17 protein-coding genes are annotated in these 14,312 nt (G+C 67.5%); 5 read left to right on the forward strand and 12 right to left on the reverse strand.

What is annotated here, in order from left to right; genetic code table 11:
* Positions 1–61: 61 nt before the first annotated feature.
* Genes radA through CSEG_RS11660 form a run of 5 tightly spaced genes read left to right on the forward strand, consistent with a single transcriptional unit; the run spans position 62 to position 5,372 of the window.
* Positions 62–1,444: a DNA repair protein RadA gene (gene radA, locus CSEG_RS11640; protein ID WP_013079429.1), complete on the forward strand. Its 1,383-nt coding sequence runs from the start codon at positions 62–64 to the stop codon at positions 1,442–1,444.
* The gene (locus tag CSEG_RS11645) at positions 1,441–2,073 is read left to right on the forward strand and encodes a CvpA family protein (protein ID WP_013079430.1); all 633 of its coding nucleotides are present in this window, start codon (positions 1,441–1,443) and stop codon (positions 2,071–2,073) included. The genes radA and CSEG_RS11645 overlap by 4 nt, the downstream gene beginning before the upstream one ends.
* Entirely contained in the window at positions 2,070–3,572 is a 1,503-nt protein-coding gene (gene purF, locus CSEG_RS11650; protein WP_013079431.1) for an amidophosphoribosyltransferase, read from the forward strand. The genes CSEG_RS11645 and purF overlap by 4 nt, the downstream gene beginning before the upstream one ends.
* 12 nt (positions 3,573–3,584) lie before the next feature.
* Entirely contained in the window at positions 3,585–4,568 is a 984-nt protein-coding gene (locus CSEG_RS11655) for a bile acid:sodium symporter family protein (RefSeq protein WP_013079432.1), read from the forward strand.
* 48 nt (positions 4,569–4,616) lie between these two features.
* Positions 4,617–5,372 (forward strand): SDR family NAD(P)-dependent oxidoreductase, encoded by a 756-nt coding sequence (locus tag CSEG_RS11660; RefSeq protein ID WP_013079433.1) that lies wholly within the window; start codon positions 4,617–4,619, stop codon positions 5,370–5,372.
* 18 nt (positions 5,373–5,390) lie between these two features.
* Here the strand turns inward: CSEG_RS11660 and CSEG_RS11665 are convergent, their stop codons facing one another.
* The 12 genes from CSEG_RS11665 to CSEG_RS11720 all read right to left on the reverse strand — a co-directional run bounded on the left by CSEG_RS11665 (position 5,391) and on the right by CSEG_RS11720 (position 14,282).
* Entirely contained in the window at positions 5,391–6,146 is a 756-nt protein-coding gene (locus tag CSEG_RS11665; protein ID WP_013079434.1) for a hypothetical protein, read from the reverse strand.
* Between the two features lie 83 nt (positions 6,147–6,229).
* Positions 6,230–7,996, reverse strand: a complete 1,767-nt coding sequence (gene der / locus CSEG_RS11670) for a ribosome biogenesis GTPase Der (protein WP_013079435.1) — start codon at positions 7,994–7,996, stop codon at positions 6,230–6,232.
* A 119-nt stretch (positions 7,997–8,115) separates the two neighbouring features.
* Positions 8,116–9,546: a PQQ-like beta-propeller repeat protein gene (locus CSEG_RS11675; RefSeq protein ID WP_041538285.1), complete on the reverse strand. Its 1,431-nt coding sequence runs from the start codon at positions 9,544–9,546 to the stop codon at positions 8,116–8,118.
* The gene (locus CSEG_RS11680) at positions 9,543–10,292 is read right to left on the reverse strand and encodes a tetratricopeptide repeat protein (protein ID WP_013079437.1); all 750 of its coding nucleotides are present in this window, start codon (positions 10,290–10,292) and stop codon (positions 9,543–9,545) included. Before CSEG_RS11680 ends, CSEG_RS11675 begins: the two co-directional genes overlap by 4 nt.
* A 174-nt stretch (positions 10,293–10,466) precedes the next feature.
* The gene (gene panB / locus CSEG_RS11685) at positions 10,467–11,294 is read right to left on the reverse strand and encodes a 3-methyl-2-oxobutanoate hydroxymethyltransferase (protein ID WP_041538594.1); all 828 of its coding nucleotides are present in this window, start codon (positions 11,292–11,294) and stop codon (positions 10,467–10,469) included.
* A gap of 84 nt (positions 11,295–11,378) precedes the next feature.
* On the reverse strand, positions 11,379–11,759 hold the full coding sequence (locus CSEG_RS11690) for a hypothetical protein (protein ID WP_013079439.1): 381 nt from the start codon (positions 11,757–11,759) through the stop codon (positions 11,379–11,381).
* Complete coding sequence (locus tag CSEG_RS11695) at positions 11,752–12,327, reverse strand: RNA polymerase sigma factor (RefSeq protein WP_013079440.1); 576 nt, start codon at positions 12,325–12,327, stop codon at positions 11,752–11,754. Before CSEG_RS11695 ends, CSEG_RS11690 begins: the two co-directional genes overlap by 8 nt.
* A gap of 30 nt (positions 12,328–12,357) precedes the next feature.
* A complete protein-coding gene (locus tag CSEG_RS22030) occupies positions 12,358–12,744 on the reverse strand; it encodes a DUF6249 domain-containing protein (RefSeq protein ID WP_013079441.1) in 387 nt (128 codons plus the stop codon).
* A gap of 116 nt (positions 12,745–12,860) precedes the next feature.
* Positions 12,861–13,169, reverse strand: coding sequence for a hypothetical protein (locus CSEG_RS11705; protein ID WP_013079442.1), 309 nt, complete (start codon positions 13,167–13,169; stop codon positions 12,861–12,863).
* On the reverse strand, positions 13,169–13,681 hold the full coding sequence (locus CSEG_RS11710; RefSeq protein ID WP_013079443.1) for an RNA polymerase sigma factor: 513 nt from the start codon (positions 13,679–13,681) through the stop codon (positions 13,169–13,171). Before CSEG_RS11710 ends, CSEG_RS11705 begins: the two co-directional genes overlap by 1 nt.
* The gene (locus CSEG_RS11715) at positions 13,681–14,091 is read right to left on the reverse strand and encodes a hypothetical protein (protein WP_013079444.1); all 411 of its coding nucleotides are present in this window, start codon (positions 14,089–14,091) and stop codon (positions 13,681–13,683) included. The genes CSEG_RS11710 and CSEG_RS11715 overlap by 1 nt, the downstream gene beginning before the upstream one ends.
* A gap of 11 nt (positions 14,092–14,102) precedes the next feature.
* On the reverse strand, positions 14,103–14,282 hold the full coding sequence (locus CSEG_RS11720; RefSeq protein ID WP_013079445.1) for a hypothetical protein: 180 nt from the start codon (positions 14,280–14,282) through the stop codon (positions 14,103–14,105).
* Positions 14,283–14,312: the final 30 nt, after the last annotated feature.

Consider the following 14,312-nt stretch of genomic DNA (forward strand, 5'->3'; position numbering starts at 1 on the left):
GGCTTTGGCGCAGCGGCCCGCCAACCTGTAGTCTCCACCTATCCGAGAATCAGGAGACCTCATGGCCCGCGACGGCGCCGTCTACGCCTGCCAGTCCTGCGGCGCAGTCCAGACCAAGTGGTCCGGCCAGTGTCCCGCCTGTCAAAGCTGGAACACCCTGGTCGAGGAGGTCGGCACCAGGCCGCCCGGCGCCCTGTCGACGACCAAGGCGACGCGCGTGCGCGGCCTGCAGTTCACGGGCCTGGAGAGTGAAACGGCGCCTCCGCCGCGCATCCTGACCGGCGTCGACGAGTTCGATCGGGTCTGCGGCGGCGGCGTGGTGCCCGGCTCAGCCATCCTGATCGGCGGGGACCCTGGCGTCGGCAAGTCCACCCTGCTGCTGCAGGTCTGCGCCAGCGCCGCCGCGCGCGGGGTTTCGTGCGCCTACATCTCGGGCGAAGAGGCCGTCGAGCAGATCCGCGGCCGCGCCGACCGCATGGGGCTGTCGAAGTCGAACGTCAGCCTGGCCGCGGAGACCGCGCTGCGCGACATCCTGGACGGCCTCAAGCGCGACAACTTCGATCTCGTGGTCATCGACTCGATCCAGACGATGTGGAGCGACGCCCATGAGGCCGGGCCCGGCACGGTCACCCAGGTCCGCGCCTGCGCCACCGAGCTGGTCCGCCTGGCCAAGAAGAAGGGCGTGGCGATCCTGCTGGTCGGCCACGTCACCAAGGATGGCCAGATCGCCGGGCCCCGCGTCGTCGAGCACCTAGTTGACGCCGTGCTCAGCTTCGAGGGCGAGCGCGGCTATCCGTTCCGCATCCTGCGCGGCGCCAAGAACCGTTTCGGGGCCACCGACGAGATCGGGGTGTTCGAGATGGGCGATGTCGGCCTACGCGAGGTCAAGAACCCCTCGGCCCTGTTCCTGAACGAGGGTGGCGAGCGCGCGGCCGGCGCGGCGGTGTTCGCCGGCATCGAAGGCAGCCGGCCCGTCCTGGTGGAATTTCAGGCCCTGGTCGCGCCTTCCGCGTACGGAACGCCTCGCCGGGCGGTCGTCGGATGGGATTCAGGGCGCCTGGCCATGGTGCTCGCCGTACTCGAGGCCCGATGCGGCCTTGGTTTTGGCGACAAGGACGTCTATCTGAACGTCGCCGGCGGCCTGCGCATTACCGAACCGGCGGCGGATCTCGCGGCGGCGGCGGCCTTGGCCTCTTCCGCCCTGGACGTCGCCCTGCCCCAGGACTGCGTCGTGTTCGGCGAAGTCAGTCTGTCGGGCGAAGTCAGGCCCGTCAGCCGGATGGAGACTCGTTTGAAGGAAGCCGCGAAATTGGGATTTGGCCGGGCGCTGGGACCGCTCGCCGGCCTGCCTGAAGGCGGCGGATCGCTGCCGGTCGCGGGGGTGGCCCGCCTGACCGACGCCGTGCGCCGGATCGGCGACGAGATCTGGACGAGCCTGACGTGACGCCTTTCGACATCATCGCCGGCCTGCTGCTCTTGATCTCGGGCGTGACCGGCTGGCTGCGCGGCGCCTCGCGCGAGCTGACCTCGGCCCTGTCGTTCCTGTTCGCCGCCGCCATCGCCCTCTTTGGCCTGCGGATCACGGGACCGCTGTTCCGCAAGCTCATGGACCCCGACTGGGCCGCAACCGGCGCGGCCGTGCTGGTGGTCTTCGTCGTTTTCTTCCTGATCTTCCGCCTGATCGGCGCGCGGGTCACCGCCAAGCTGCAGGAGAGCTCGGCCGGCGGGACCGCGGACAACGCCATCGGCGCCACGTTCGGTCTGGTCCGCGCCTGCGTGGTCTTGGGCGTCTTCAACCTCTTGCTGCACCTGGCGACGCCGCCGGATCGGATGCCGCACTGGGTCGAGGACTCGATGTTCTACCCGCTGTCGGAAGTCAGCGGCAAAGCCCTCAAGGTCTTCGCCCCCAAGGGTAAGGCCCTGGCCGGCAAGCTGGCCCCCGCGATCAAGGACGCCGTCCACGACGGCGCCGAGGACGGCGGCGACAATACGTCCGGCGAGGAATCGTCGGGAAAAGGCTATGATAAGAACCAGCGTCGGGACCTCGACGATCTGGTGGAGAAATCGCGATGAGCTTCCTGGGCCAGTCGACCGACCGCTATTCGTCCTCGCCCTGGCGGGATCCGGAGGACGATACGCTGCGCCTGGAGTGCGGCGTGTTCGGCGTGTTCGGCGTCCGTGACGCGGCGGCCATCGCGGCCCTTGGTCTCCACGCCCTGCAGCACCGCGGCCAGGAAGCCTGTGGCATCGCCGCCTTCGACGGCAACCGCTTCCACACCGAACGCCACATGGGCCATGTCGGCGACGCCTTCACCGGCGCTGACCTGGTCCAGCGCCTGCCGGGCGCCCTGGCCATCGGCCACACCCGCTATTCGACGGCCGGCGGCGCGGGCATTCGAAACGTCCAGCCGATGTTCGCCGATCTCGAGACCGGCGGCGTCGCGATCGCCCACAACGGCAACCTGACCAACTTCCTGACCCTGCGCGAGCGCCTGGTGCAGGAAGGCGCGATCTTCCAGTCGACCTCGGACAGCGAGGTGATCCTTCACCTGATCGCCCGCTCGCGGAAGGCCAAGATCGTCGACCGCTTCGTCGACGCGGTCAGCCAGATCGAGGGCGGCTACGCTCTCGTGGCCATCACCAACAAGAAGATGATCGGCATGCGCGACCCGCTGGGCATTCGCCCGCTGGTGCTGGGCGACCTGGACGGCAAGCCTGTCCTGGCTTCGGAGACCTGCGCGCTCGACATGATCGGCGCTCGCTTCGTGCGCGACGTCGAGCACGGCGAGATGGTGGTGATCGAGGAGACCGGCGTCACCTCAACCAAGCCGTTCCAGATCAAGGCCGCTCGGCCCTGCGTCTTCGAATATGTCTATTTCGCCCGCCCCGACAGCGTCGTGAACGGCCGCTCGGTCTATGGCGTGCGCAAGCGCATGGGTCATAACCTGGCCAAGGAGACCGGCGTCGAGGCCGACGTCGTGGTCCCCGTGCCCGACAGCGGCGTGCCGGCCGCCCTCGGCTACGCGCAAGAGAGCGGCCTGCCCTTCGAGATGGGCATCATCCGCAACCACTATGTGGGCCGCACCTTCATCCAGCCGACCCAAGGCGTCCGCGAGCTGGGCGTGCGCATGAAGCACAGCCCCAACCGCGCGGTGCTGGCCGGCAAGCGCGTCGTGCTGATCGACGACTCGATCGTTCGCGGCACCACCTCGCTGAAGATCGTCCGCATGGTCCGCGAGGCCGGCGCCGAGGAGGTCCACCTCCGCTCGGCCAGCCCGCCGATCAAGTGGCCGGACTTCTACGGCATCGACATGCCCGAGCGCGAGCAACTGCTGGCGGCCAACAAGTCGCTGGAGGAAATGGCCAAGTTCCTGGAAGTCGACAGCCTGGGCTTCCTGTCGGTCGAGGGCCTCTACGACGCCCTGGAGGCCGGTCCCCGCGATCCGGCCGCGCCACAGTTCACCGACCACTATTTCACCGGCGACTATCCGACCCGCCTGACGGACCGCGAGATCGCCGAGGGCCGCAACGAAGCCAACGACAAGCAGCTGTCGCTGCTGGTCAGCGCCTAAGCCGCCACCCGCATGGGCCTGAAGGATTTGCTCGAGAAGCTGAAGCTCGAGCCTTATGTCATCGCGCTGTTCGGCATGGTCGTGCTGGCCTCTGTCCTGCCGGTGCGGGGCGACGCGGCGCATGGTCTGTCGATCGTCGTCAAGCTGGCGATCGCCCTGCTGTTCTTCCTGCACGGCGCGAAGCTGTCGCGGGAGTCCGTGGTCGCGGGCGTCACCCATTGGCGCCTGCACCTGCTGATCCTGGCCTTCACCTTCGTGATGTTCCCGGTGCTGGGCCTGGCCATCAGTAAGATCGGCGTCCTGCCGCCGACTTTGGCGGCGGGGATCCTGTTCCTCTGCTGCCTGCCCTCGACCGTGCAGTCGTCGATCGCCTTCACCTCGATCGCGCGGGGCAATGTCGCCGCCGCGGTCGTGGCGGCCAGCGCGTCGAACCTGTTCGGCATCTTCATCACCCCCGTGCTCGTCGGCGTGCTGATGCACACCCAAGGCGGCGCGGCGGGCGGTTGGCACTCGGTGCGGGACATCGTCGTCCAGTTGCTGCTGCCCTTCATCGCCGGCCAGCTGGCGCGGCCCCTGGTCAGCGCCTGGATCACCAAGCACAAGGGCCTGATCGGCTACGTCGATCGCGGCTCGATCCTGCTGGTGGTCTATTCGGCGTTCAGCGAGGCCGTGGTCGGCGGCATCTGGCACAAGATCTCGCCGCCGCAGCTGTTGATCCTGCTGGCGGTCTGCGGGGTGCTGCTGGCGGTCGTGCTGGCGGCCACCACCTTCGGCGCGCGCGCCCTGGGCTTCTCCCCCGAGGACGAGAAGGCGATCACCTTCTGCGGCTCCAAGAAGAGCCTCGCCACCGGCGTGCCCATGGCCGGCATCCTGTTCCCCGGCCCGACCGCCGGCATCATCGTGCTGCCGCTGATGATCTTCCATCAGATCCAGCTGATGGCCTGCTCGGTCATCGCCCAGCACTACGCCAAGAAGGCCCAGCAAGCCGAGGCTTAAGGGTTCCTCCCGGTTTCCGTTTCCCCGTCCCTGCTCTAGAACGCGCGCATGACTTCCGACTCCCAAAAGCCGCTGGCCGGCCGTATCGCCCTCGTCACCGGCGCCACGCGCGGCATTGGCGAGGCGGTCGCCCTGGGCCTGGCCAAGGCCGGCGCCCATGTGATCGCCGTAGGCCGCACCCAGGGCGCCCTGGAGGCCCTGGACGACGCCATCATGACCGCAACCGGCGAGCACGCCACCCTGGTCCCGCTGGACCTGCGCGAGGCCGACGGCCTGGACCACCTGGGCGCGGCCATCCACCAGCGCTGGGGCAAGCTCGATATCCTGGTCGGCGCGGCCGCCCTGCTGGGTCCCCTCACCCCGGTCAGCCACCTGGAGCCGAAGGGCTGGGACATGGTGCTGAGCACCAACCTGACCGCCAACTGGCGCCTGATCCGATCGATGGACCCGCTGCTGCGCGCCTCGGACGCCGGCCGGGCCGTGTTCTTCTCCAGCAGCGTCGCGCGCACCCGTCCGGCGTTCTGGGGCGTCTATGCGGCCACCAAGGCGGCGCTGGAGGCCCTGGTCGACGTCTATGCCGACGAGACCGAGAACACCGCCATCCGCGCCCTCTGCGTCGATCCGGGCGCCATGCGCACCAAGATGCGCGCCGGCGCCTTCCCAGGCGAAGATCCCAAGACCGTGCCCGCGCCGGAGACGATCGTGCCGTTCATCGTCGACCTGGTGCGGCCCGATCGTGAGCCGCCGAAGGGCGTCGTCCGCTTCAAGGATCGCGGTCAGGAATCGGCCAGCATCGACGCCTGACACCGATCGTTGGAGCGCTTAACGCGCGAGGTGGTCCACCCACCCCGCGAACGCCATCCAGGCGGCGCTCTGACTGAGGGGGATCACCAGCAATTGCTGGGCCAGCAGCAGCCCTCCGCCAATCCAGTAGACGGGATGCGGGCGGCCACGCGTACGCCAGTCGAAGATCATCGCCGCGACGATCAGCAGATCGACGGCCAGGCCCGGCGGTATGGAAACAAACACCGGCGGCGGCCCGACCATGCCCGGCGGCGCGAACAGCACCATGAACACCCGAGCCGTCGCCGCCTGCATGGGCGGGATCATGGCCAGCAGCATCAGCCGCTTGTGAACCTCCGGCTTTCGCACGTTCAGTAGAGCGGCGACAAAGAAGCCAGCGAACATCACCAGCGACGTCAGGGAGACAACCGAGAACCGGCGCGCCGCGTCGCCAAAGCCGGCCGCATCCGCCACCTTCATGGAATTGATCGCCGCCAGCACGACCGTGAAGGCCATGGCCGTGGCCAGGGAGACCCCCGCCACGCCCCAGCTGCGATGGTCGATCGTCCGACCGCTCGCCACCAGCCAGGTCTGCGCCAGGAACAGCAGCGTCCAGCTGAAGAAGATCAGGCCGTGAAGGTGCAGGATCGGCGCGCCGCCGAACGTGCCGCTGGCCAGCTTGGCCCAGTAGGTCGGAACAAATCCGCCAAACGCGATCAGCGTGAAGATAGCGGCCATTGCCACATAGAAGCGCCGGCCGACCGGCCAAGCCGCACGCTCGGATATGCTGGACATCTCTTCCCCCGGGTCTCAACGACACCCCAGGTTAAGATTACAACGCTATCCGAACGCGTCGAGCGTGGTTTTCAGGGGTGGACCTAACGCCCCTTCGGACGGCCCGGCCCCGCATTGCCGCGCACCGTGCGCGAACCGGCGGCGGGCCGACGCGGAGCGCCCGCCTTCCCGCCAGCGGCCTTGACCCCCACCTTGTAGCTGGGCGTGGTCGAGACCTTCTTCTGGACGCGCGGGCCCTTGGCCTTGACCGACTTGACCGCGGCCTTGCCGGGCTCGGCCGCGACGTCGCCAACCTTGGCGACCGGCTTGGCGACCGCGGGCCCCTTCTTCTTGACGGGTTTGACGGCGGCCTTGCCCGGGTCCGGCAGCCCCGCCTCGGCCGCGGCCTTGGCGGCGGCCTCGTCGGCCAAGCGCTTGGACTTCTTGACCGTGTTGCGCGAGGCGCGGATGCGCTCCTCCTCGCGTTCGCGGCGTTCGAATTCGCGCTTGCCGCGGCCGCTGTGGCCCTTGGCCTCGCCGTCGGCGTAGGGGTTTGCGCCCGACTTGATGGTGATGCGCAGCGGCACGCCCGGCAGGTCGAAGCTTTCACGCAAGGAGTTGATCAGATAGCGCCGGTAGTGATCGGGCATCTGGTCGGCGCGGCTGGAGAACAGCACGAAGGTCGGCGGGCGCGCCTTGGTCTGCGCCATGTACTTGGGCTTCACGCGGCGACCGCTGACGGCGGGCGGCGGGTGGCGCTGCATGGCCATCTGCAGCCAGTCGTTCAGGTCTCGCGTCTTGACCTTGGTCGACCAGTCCTTGTGGATCTTCAGCACGGCCGGCATCAGCTTGTTGACGCCGCTGCCGGTCTCGCCCGACAGCGCCACCACCGGCGCGCCGCGCACCTGGGGCAGCATGCGTTCGGCGTGTTCCCGGAACGCGGCCAAGGTGCCGGCCTGATCCTCGATCAGGTCCCACTTGGCCAGCACGAACACCAGAGCCCGCCCTTCCCGTTCGGTCAGGTCGGCGATCTGCAGGTCCTGGATCTCGAACGGATGGGTGGCGTCCATCACCAGCACCACGACCTCGGCGAAGGTGATGGCGCGGATGGTGTCCTGGGTGGAGAGCTTTTCCAGCTTCTCCTGGACCTTCGCCTTCTTGCGCAGACCCGCGGTGTCGACCAGGCGGACCTTCTTGTCGCCCCAGACCCAGTCGACCGAGATCGAGTCACGGGTGATGCCGGCCTCGGGGCCGGTCAACAGGCGCTGTTCGCCGATCAAGCGGTTGATCAGGGTCGACTTGCCCGCGTTCGGCCGCCCGACGATGGCCAAGCGGATCGGCTTGTCCTCATCCTCGTCGTCGCCCGAGTACATCTCCTCGGGGACGGCTGCGAGCATGGCGGCGTACAGCTCGGCCATGCCTTCGCCGTGCTCGCCCGAGATCGGGATCGGCTCGCCGAGGCCCAGCTTGTAGGCCTCGCCAATGCCCGACTGGCCGGCTTTGCCTTCGGCCTTGTTGGCGGCGATGATCACCGGCTTGCCACGACGCCGCAGCAGGGTGGCGAACACCTCGTCAAGCGGTGTGACGCCTTCACGGGCGTCGTAGATGAACAGCGAGAGATCGGCTTCCTCGATCGCCAGCTCGGTCTGGGCGCGCATGCGCGCTTCCAGGCTCTCGTCGGCGACATCTTCGAAGCCGGCGGTGTCGATCAGCTGAAGGTCCAGGTCGCCCAGGCGGCCGTCGGCGTAACGACGATCGCGGGTCACGCCCGGTTGGTCGTCGACAATGGCCAGCTTCTTGCCGGCAAGACGGTTGAACAGCGTGGACTTGCCCACATTGGGCCGGCCGACGATGGCGAGTTTCAAAGGCATAGGCGTCCAGTAGTCGATTTTGGCCCTCTTCGCAAAAGCGAAGGCCCGGGCCGGCTCTCACCGTCCCGGGCCCGAAGGCGTTTGATTGTCTTTCCGCCCCCTGCGCGGAGGCCGGAGGATCAGCGGATGGCGACCAGTTCGGCGTCGTCCGTGACCACGTAGATCATGTTCCCCACCGCGATCGGGTTGATCAGGACGGGCGAGCCGATCTTCAAGGTCTTTTCCTTGGCGCCGGTCTTGGCGTTCAGCGCCACGGCCTCGCCCTGGCTCGACACCGTGATCAGGCGGCCGTTGGCCAGGATCGGCGTCGACCACAGGATCGGATGCTTGGCGCGCTTCTTCTTCTGCTTCTTCGTCAGGGCCTCGGTGTTGTTGAGGTCCTGGATCCAGTAGACCGAACCGCTCTCGCGCGAGACGCAGATCACCTGGCCGGCCTTGTCGACGACATAGACGACGTCACCGGCGACCCAAGGGCTGGTGATCGCGGTGACCGGCAGGCTCCAACGCGCCTGACCCGTGCGCAGGTCGGTGGCGGCGAAGACGCCCGAGTGGCTGACGGCGAAGACGTCGCCCTTGTAGATGACCGGACGGCCCGGGATGTCCCGGATTTCCGACAGGGCGTTGGTGCGGCTGGCGCGGCTGAGCGCCTCGCTCCACAGGTCGTTGCCGTTCGCCGCGCGCAGGGCCACCAGTTCGCCCGAAGCGAAGCCGGCCACCACGGTGTCGCCGCTGACGGCGGGGGTCGAAGCGGCCAGGATGCGGGCCGGCTCGCTCAGGGCCTGATAGGTCCAGCCCGGCGCGCCGGTGGCCGCGTCGAACGTCAGCAGCTCGTTGTCGGTCGAAACCACGAACACGCGGCCGTCGACGACGGTCGGGGCGGCGTGGATCGGAGTCGAGCTCGGCTGGGTCCAGTTGAGGTTCCCGTTCGTGGCGTCGATCTGAGCCACGAAGCGGAAGCCGGAAGCGACATAGAGCTTATTGTCGGCGCCCAGGGCCAGGCCTCCGCCAAAGCCAAGGCGGTCGTTCTTCTTGGGGATCAACCCCAGGAAGCCCCCCTTCCTGGTCGGACCGGCGGCAGGACGCAGGTCCTTGTGCCAGGCGGTCGAGCCGGTCTTGGCGTCCAGCGCCGACACCGTCGCCGCGCCGTCCATCACGTAGATGCGATCGCCCGCAGAGACCGGCGGCGCGGTGACGTGGAACGTGCGGCCGCCCTTTTTGCCGAAGCCACGCTTCCAGGCGATTTCGAAAGCCTTACCGGCGTCGACATGCTCGACCGACTGCTCGGGGCTGCCGCCCGGCAGGCGCCACTCGGTCTGCGCGACCGGGTCGGGCAGGAAGAAGTCTGCGCCCTTCAGCGACTCGCTGGCCTCGACCTTCTGGTCGAACGCGATGATCGAAATCCGCTGACCTTGGCTGGCGGTGCTCTTGTTCTTGTCGCTCTTATCGAACGGATTGAGCTTCGAGATCGTCGAGCAGCCGGTGACGGCCATCGAGGCCGACATCAGCGCCACCAGGGCGACGGAACGCTTGGACATCATCAGACGGCTCATTGGGCGGCGTTGGGGGCGGCGTTAGGGGTCAGCTGGCCGAGCGGCGGCATGGCCGGCAGGCTAGCGGCGGCCTTCACCGCGGCCGCCAGGTCCTTGGCCGTGCCCGAGTCGATCAGCTGCATCGCCGCCTGGGCGCGCTGGCGAACTTCCTCGGAGGTATTGTCGAGCGAATTGGCGAGAACCACGAAATCACCACGCGCGCCGGCCACATCGCCAGCTTGCAGCTTGGCGAAAGCCAGCGCCTCCTTGGCGTACACGCGGTAAGGGCTCTTTTCCCCCGCCAAAGGCGTCAACCTCGATTCAATGTCCTTGTAGGAGGCGGTGTCCATCAGGGCGAAGGCGGATTTGAGGCGGGCCAGATCGCCAAGAATCGCATCCGGCGCCGCTTTGGCCGCCTCGTCGAAATAGGCGACGGCTTCCTTGGTCTTGTTCTCTTCGATGCGGATGTCGCCCATTTGCAGCAGGGCAAGGGCCTTGTAGCCGCGCGCGCCACCGTCCGCGACGGCCTTGAACTGGCCGAACGCCTTGGCGGGCCCGGCCGTCTGCGCGGTTTCCAGCGCGGCCTGATAAGCTTCGGAAGCCCTGTCGGCCTGGCTGGTCTGGTAGGATTTCCAGCCCCAGTAGCCGCCGACGCCGATCACGGCCGCGGCGACAGCCGCGACGATCCAGGGCAGCGATCTGACGGCGAGCGACTTATAACGCTCCGCCCGGAGTTGTTCTTCGACTTCGTCAAAAACATCGACCACGAAACGAGGCTCCGAAACAGGCGCTAGGACCAAAGGACGTCGCGCTCGAACCCGGCCGACATCGCTGGTGTAAGACAGATTGTGGCGGGCGAAGGGCCGCTCGCCGAGGCGGCGAACCTATAGCGTGCCGCGCCCTGCCGCAACGCCCGCCGCTCGCCGATCGATCCCGAAGGTTCAGGCCTTCTTTGCGTAATAGGTCTCGGCCTCGCCGGGGAAGCTGCGGTCCTGCACGTCGCGGGCGTACTGCGCCGCCGCCCGCTGGATTTCGCCTTTCAAATCAGCGTAGCGACGGACGAACTTCGGGGTCCAGTCGAACAATCCCAGCATGTCGTCCACCACCAGGACCTGGCCGTCGCAGGCGGCCGAGGCGCCGATGCCGATCGTCGGGACGCTGACCGTCTCGGTGACTTCGCGCGCGAGCCCCTCGGCCACGCCCTCGACCACGATCGCGAAGGCGCCGGCCTGCGCGGTCAGACGCGCCTCTTCCAGCACCTTGGCGCGCCCCGCCTCGTCTTTGCCCTTGGCCTTGAAGCCGCCTTCCAGCAGCACGGCCTGGGGACGCAGGCCCACATGGCCCATCACGGGCACACCGCGCTGGGTCAGATAGGCGATGGTCTCGGGCACGGTGGGTCCGCTTTCGACCTTCACCGCCTGGGCGCCGGTCTCCTTCATGATCCGCACGGCGTTGGCGTAGGCTTCCTCGCGGGAGGCCTCGTAGGAGCCGAACGGCATGTCGATGACGACCATGGCCTTGCGCGAGCCCCGCATGACCGCCTGGCCGTGCAGGATCATCATGTCCAGCGTGACGCCCACGGTGTTGGGCAAGCCATGCACGACCATGCCGACCGAGTCCCCGACCAGCAGGACGTCACAGGCCTCATCGAGCGCGGCGGCCACCGGCGCCGTGTAGGCCGTCAGGCAGACAATCGGCTTACCGCCTTTGCGGGCGGCGATATCGGGGGCGGCCAGACGGCGAACAGACTCTTCACGGTGAGCGGACAGAACCAACGCTCCTCAAACAACGCGATTGGGCGCCGTTTGTGGGCCGGATCGCGCCGCGCCGCAACATGAACAATGATAAGCCGGCTAAAGCTCCTCGACGAGGCGCGTCACCGCGAAGGCCAGCGCCACGACCGCGAGAGCGGCCGCCAGCCAGATCGCCTCGGCGCTGGCGGGCGTCGTGAGCACCGAATTGATCTTCGCGACACCCGCACTGTACTCGGTCTCAAGGCTGTGACCGCTGTTGCGCGACAGCTGCGCGATCTCGCCGGAGAAGCGCGTGGACAGGATCTGGAACGCGCCGAACAGCCCGGCCACGGTCCCCGCCCCGCCGATGAACAGGCGACGCATCGCCCATCCGCGATCGAGCTTGGACGCCACCTCGGCGTTGAACAGAGCCGAGTCCTGGAACGACGGCGGCTCGGCGAACAGACGGGTCAATTGGGTTTCGAAATCGGGTTCAGCCATGCGCTTCCCTCCTCGCCCCCTCCTCGGGCCGGGCGAGCTTCGCCCGGAGTTTATCCAGACCACGTTTGACATGGGATTTGACCGTGCCGATCGGAATGTTCAAGGCCTCGGCCGCCTCGCCATGGGACCAGTCGGCCCCGTAGCAGAGCGAGACGCAAAGCCGCTCGCCGCGAGACAACGCTTTGAGCGCGTCATCGAGATCGATGCGGCTGGCGGCGTCTCCCGAGGCGTCCCGGACGCCGAGCTCCTCGACCGGTTCGACGGTGTCGGAGAAGATCAGACGCGCCTCGCGCTTGACCTTCTTCAGATAGAGCCGCGCGGCGATCTTCTTGATCCAACCGGCGAAGGTCCCCTCTCCCCGGAATTCAGCCACCTGCTCAAAGCCGGTGATGAAGGCGTCCTGGGCGAGGTCGTCGGCCGTCGCGGAGTCGGCGCCGAGCCGCCGCAGCAGGCCGCGCACGGCGGAGCCGTGACGCCGGACCAGCTCTCCGTAAGCCTGGCGATCGCCTCCCGCCGCCCTTGCGGCGAGCTCGACGTCGTGACCGGTTGGCGGGCTTTGAGCGCCCATGATTTCAAGCCCCTCCCAAGGCTCCGGGCGCTAGACCCGCGGCTCCTTGTTCGGATTGAAGAAGCTCAGGACGATGTAGGCCACCCCGATCACCGCGGGGATGCTGGCGATGCCGAAGCCGTCGAAATCGTCGCCCCCATGAATGAAGTCGCCGAAGTAGGTGGCCATCGCCACGCCGATGCCGACAGCCAGCCAGATGACGCCAGTGCGCAGGTCGCGCAGGCTGCTGGGCGGCAGCTTGACGCTCTTGGTCAAGGTTTCGATGACCTCGGGCGGAAGGGGCTGGCCCTTATCGATCGCCGCGCGGATCGTGGTCTGCATTTCGCGCCGCTCTTTGCTCTTGAAGTAGAACGGCAGAACCACGATCGCGGCGACCATGGCGAAGGCGCCCAGCGGGACAAAGATTTCAGCACCCATGACTTAATCCTCCAGAATTTCGTGGAGCGACGCCCCCAGCGCCACCTTCACTTGTAAGAGGCGTTCACGGCTCTGTTTGGAGGCGCCCGCCGGCATGAAACTTTCGTAAGGCGATCCTAGCCGCCGGGGAAGCTTAGGCGACGCCAAACGGAAGGTCCCCCACCCACGAGGATGGCGGCCACAAAGGTCAGCAAGGCCGCGACCGGCGCAAACCCTGGCGCGATCATCGCGACAGCGACGTCCAGCGCAGGCGCGCAAGCCCATAGGACAAGGCCCAGCATCGCCGCGGCGCCCGCGGCGAACAGTATGCGCTCGAGAAAGACTTGGCGCTCGACGCGTTTCATCACCTCCAGCGCGAACAGGTTGGCGCGGCCATGCTTGGGAGTCTCCCCCAGGAAGGCCGAGAGTTGATCTTCGGGGCTCATCATCCGCCTCCCAGAACCGACAACAACCGCTCGCGGCCGCGGGTAACATGCGATTTGACCGTGCCCAAGGGAAGCCCCAGGGCTTGGGCGACTTCGACGTGAGACCATCCCTGCCCCAGGCAAAGCGTCACGCAGGCGCGCTGGTCCTCAGGCAAAGTGGCCAGCGCTTTTTCGAGCGCCAGACGATCCTCGGCGCCAACCTCCGGGGCCGCCTTGAGTTCCTGCTCGCCGCGCCAGGCCTCATCCCGGGCGGCCGCGCGCTGGGCGCCCCGCCGTTGGGTGAGAGCCTTCCTCCAAGCCACGCCGTACAACCAGGCGCGAAAGCCATTGTCGTCCCGCAACTTGTGGAGTCCCGACCAGGCCACCACGAAAGCTTCCTGGGCGATGTCGTCGGCGTCGAGCCAGCCGCTCTTGCGCAGGAAACCTCGCAAGGGCTTCTCGTGGATCGCTACGAGCCGGGCGAAGGCGGCCTGGGATCCCGCGCGCGCCTGCCTGACGAGCGCGGCGTCCATCAGACGGTCGGACCGTTCCGATCCAGCATGACCTGGACCAGCGTGGCCGCGCACACCGCGCCCAGAACAAAGGCCGCGATCGTGAAGGCTTCTCCGGCGCCGTAAATGTCCGTGATGGCGGCGAAGGCGAAGCCGCAGCTCAGGAGGCCGAACAGCACCACCTGGTACCAAGTGCGTTCGCGACGGCGGCGATAGCGGGGCCGATCATCCTCGTCATCGTCATGCCAGCGCCTGCTCAACTTGTTCATCAGCTCGGCGGGCGGTTCGCGCCCGGAGGCGGCGTAGGTTTTGATGAGGTCCAGCGTCTCCTGGTTGGCCCTATACGACAGCCAGCTCTGCCAGGCGCCGTAAGCGAAGCCGGCCAATGGGAATAACAACCACCAGAATTGACGGAAAAGGTCTTCGAACATGATCGTTTCCCTTAGCGTCGCAGTTCAGCCAGCAAGGCCGCCGGCGGATCGCGCCCCTCGCTGGCCAGCTGCCGGAGAGTCTGCATCAGGTCCCGCCGAGCGCGATGTTCCAGCCAGGCGCGGAAGGCGCCCAGCAACATGAAGCTCAGCGGAAAGCTGAGCCACCAGAACTCACGAAACAGATCGTCCATCTCTCGATCCTTCGATCAGCAGCGCGATCA

This window comes from Caulobacter segnis ATCC 21756 (assembly GCF_000092285.1).
GTDB lineage: Bacteria > Pseudomonadota > Alphaproteobacteria > Caulobacterales > Caulobacteraceae > Caulobacter > Caulobacter segnis.

Excerpts from the sequence above, each read along its gene's own strand:
- CSEG_RS11660 (WP_013079433.1), top strand. The coding sequence starts at position 4,617 with ATGACTTCCGACTCCCAAAAGCCGCTGGCCGGCCGTATCGCCCTCGTC.
- CSEG_RS22030 (WP_013079441.1), bottom strand. The coding sequence starts at position 12,744 with ATGGGTGCTGAAATCTTTGTCCCGCTGGGCGCCTTCGCCATGGTCGCC.
- der (WP_013079435.1), bottom strand. The coding sequence starts at position 7,996 with ATGCCTTTGAAACTCGCCATCGTCGGCCGGCCCAATGTGGGCAAGTCC.
- radA (WP_013079429.1), top strand. The coding sequence starts at position 62 with ATGGCCCGCGACGGCGCCGTCTACGCCTGCCAGTCCTGCGGCGCAGTC.
- CSEG_RS11695 (WP_013079440.1), bottom strand. The coding sequence starts at position 12,327 with ATGGGCGCTCAAAGCCCGCCAACCGGTCACGACGTCGAGCTCGCCGCA.
- purF (WP_013079431.1), top strand. The coding sequence starts at position 2,070 with ATGAGCTTCCTGGGCCAGTCGACCGACCGCTATTCGTCCTCGCCCTGG.
- CSEG_RS11715 (WP_013079444.1), bottom strand. The coding sequence starts at position 14,091 with ATGTTCGAAGACCTTTTCCGTCAATTCTGGTGGTTGTTATTCCCATTG.
- CSEG_RS11675 (WP_041538285.1), bottom strand. The coding sequence starts at position 9,546 with ATGAGCCGTCTGATGATGTCCAAGCGTTCCGTCGCCCTGGTGGCGCTG.
- CSEG_RS11655 (WP_013079432.1), top strand. The coding sequence starts at position 3,585 with ATGGGCCTGAAGGATTTGCTCGAGAAGCTGAAGCTCGAGCCTTATGTC.
- CSEG_RS11720 (WP_013079445.1), bottom strand. The coding sequence starts at position 14,282 with ATGGACGATCTGTTTCGTGAGTTCTGGTGGCTCAGCTTTCCGCTGAGC.
- CSEG_RS11690 (WP_013079439.1), bottom strand. The coding sequence starts at position 11,759 with ATGGCTGAACCCGATTTCGAAACCCAATTGACCCGTCTGTTCGCCGAG.
- CSEG_RS11705 (WP_013079442.1), bottom strand. The coding sequence starts at position 13,169 with ATGAGCCCCGAAGATCAACTCTCGGCCTTCCTGGGGGAGACTCCCAAG.
- CSEG_RS11665 (WP_013079434.1), bottom strand. The coding sequence starts at position 6,146 with ATGTCCAGCATATCCGAGCGTGCGGCTTGGCCGGTCGGCCGGCGCTTC.
- CSEG_RS11710 (WP_013079443.1), bottom strand. The coding sequence starts at position 13,681 with ATGGACGCCGCGCTCGTCAGGCAGGCGCGCGCGGGATCCCAGGCCGCC.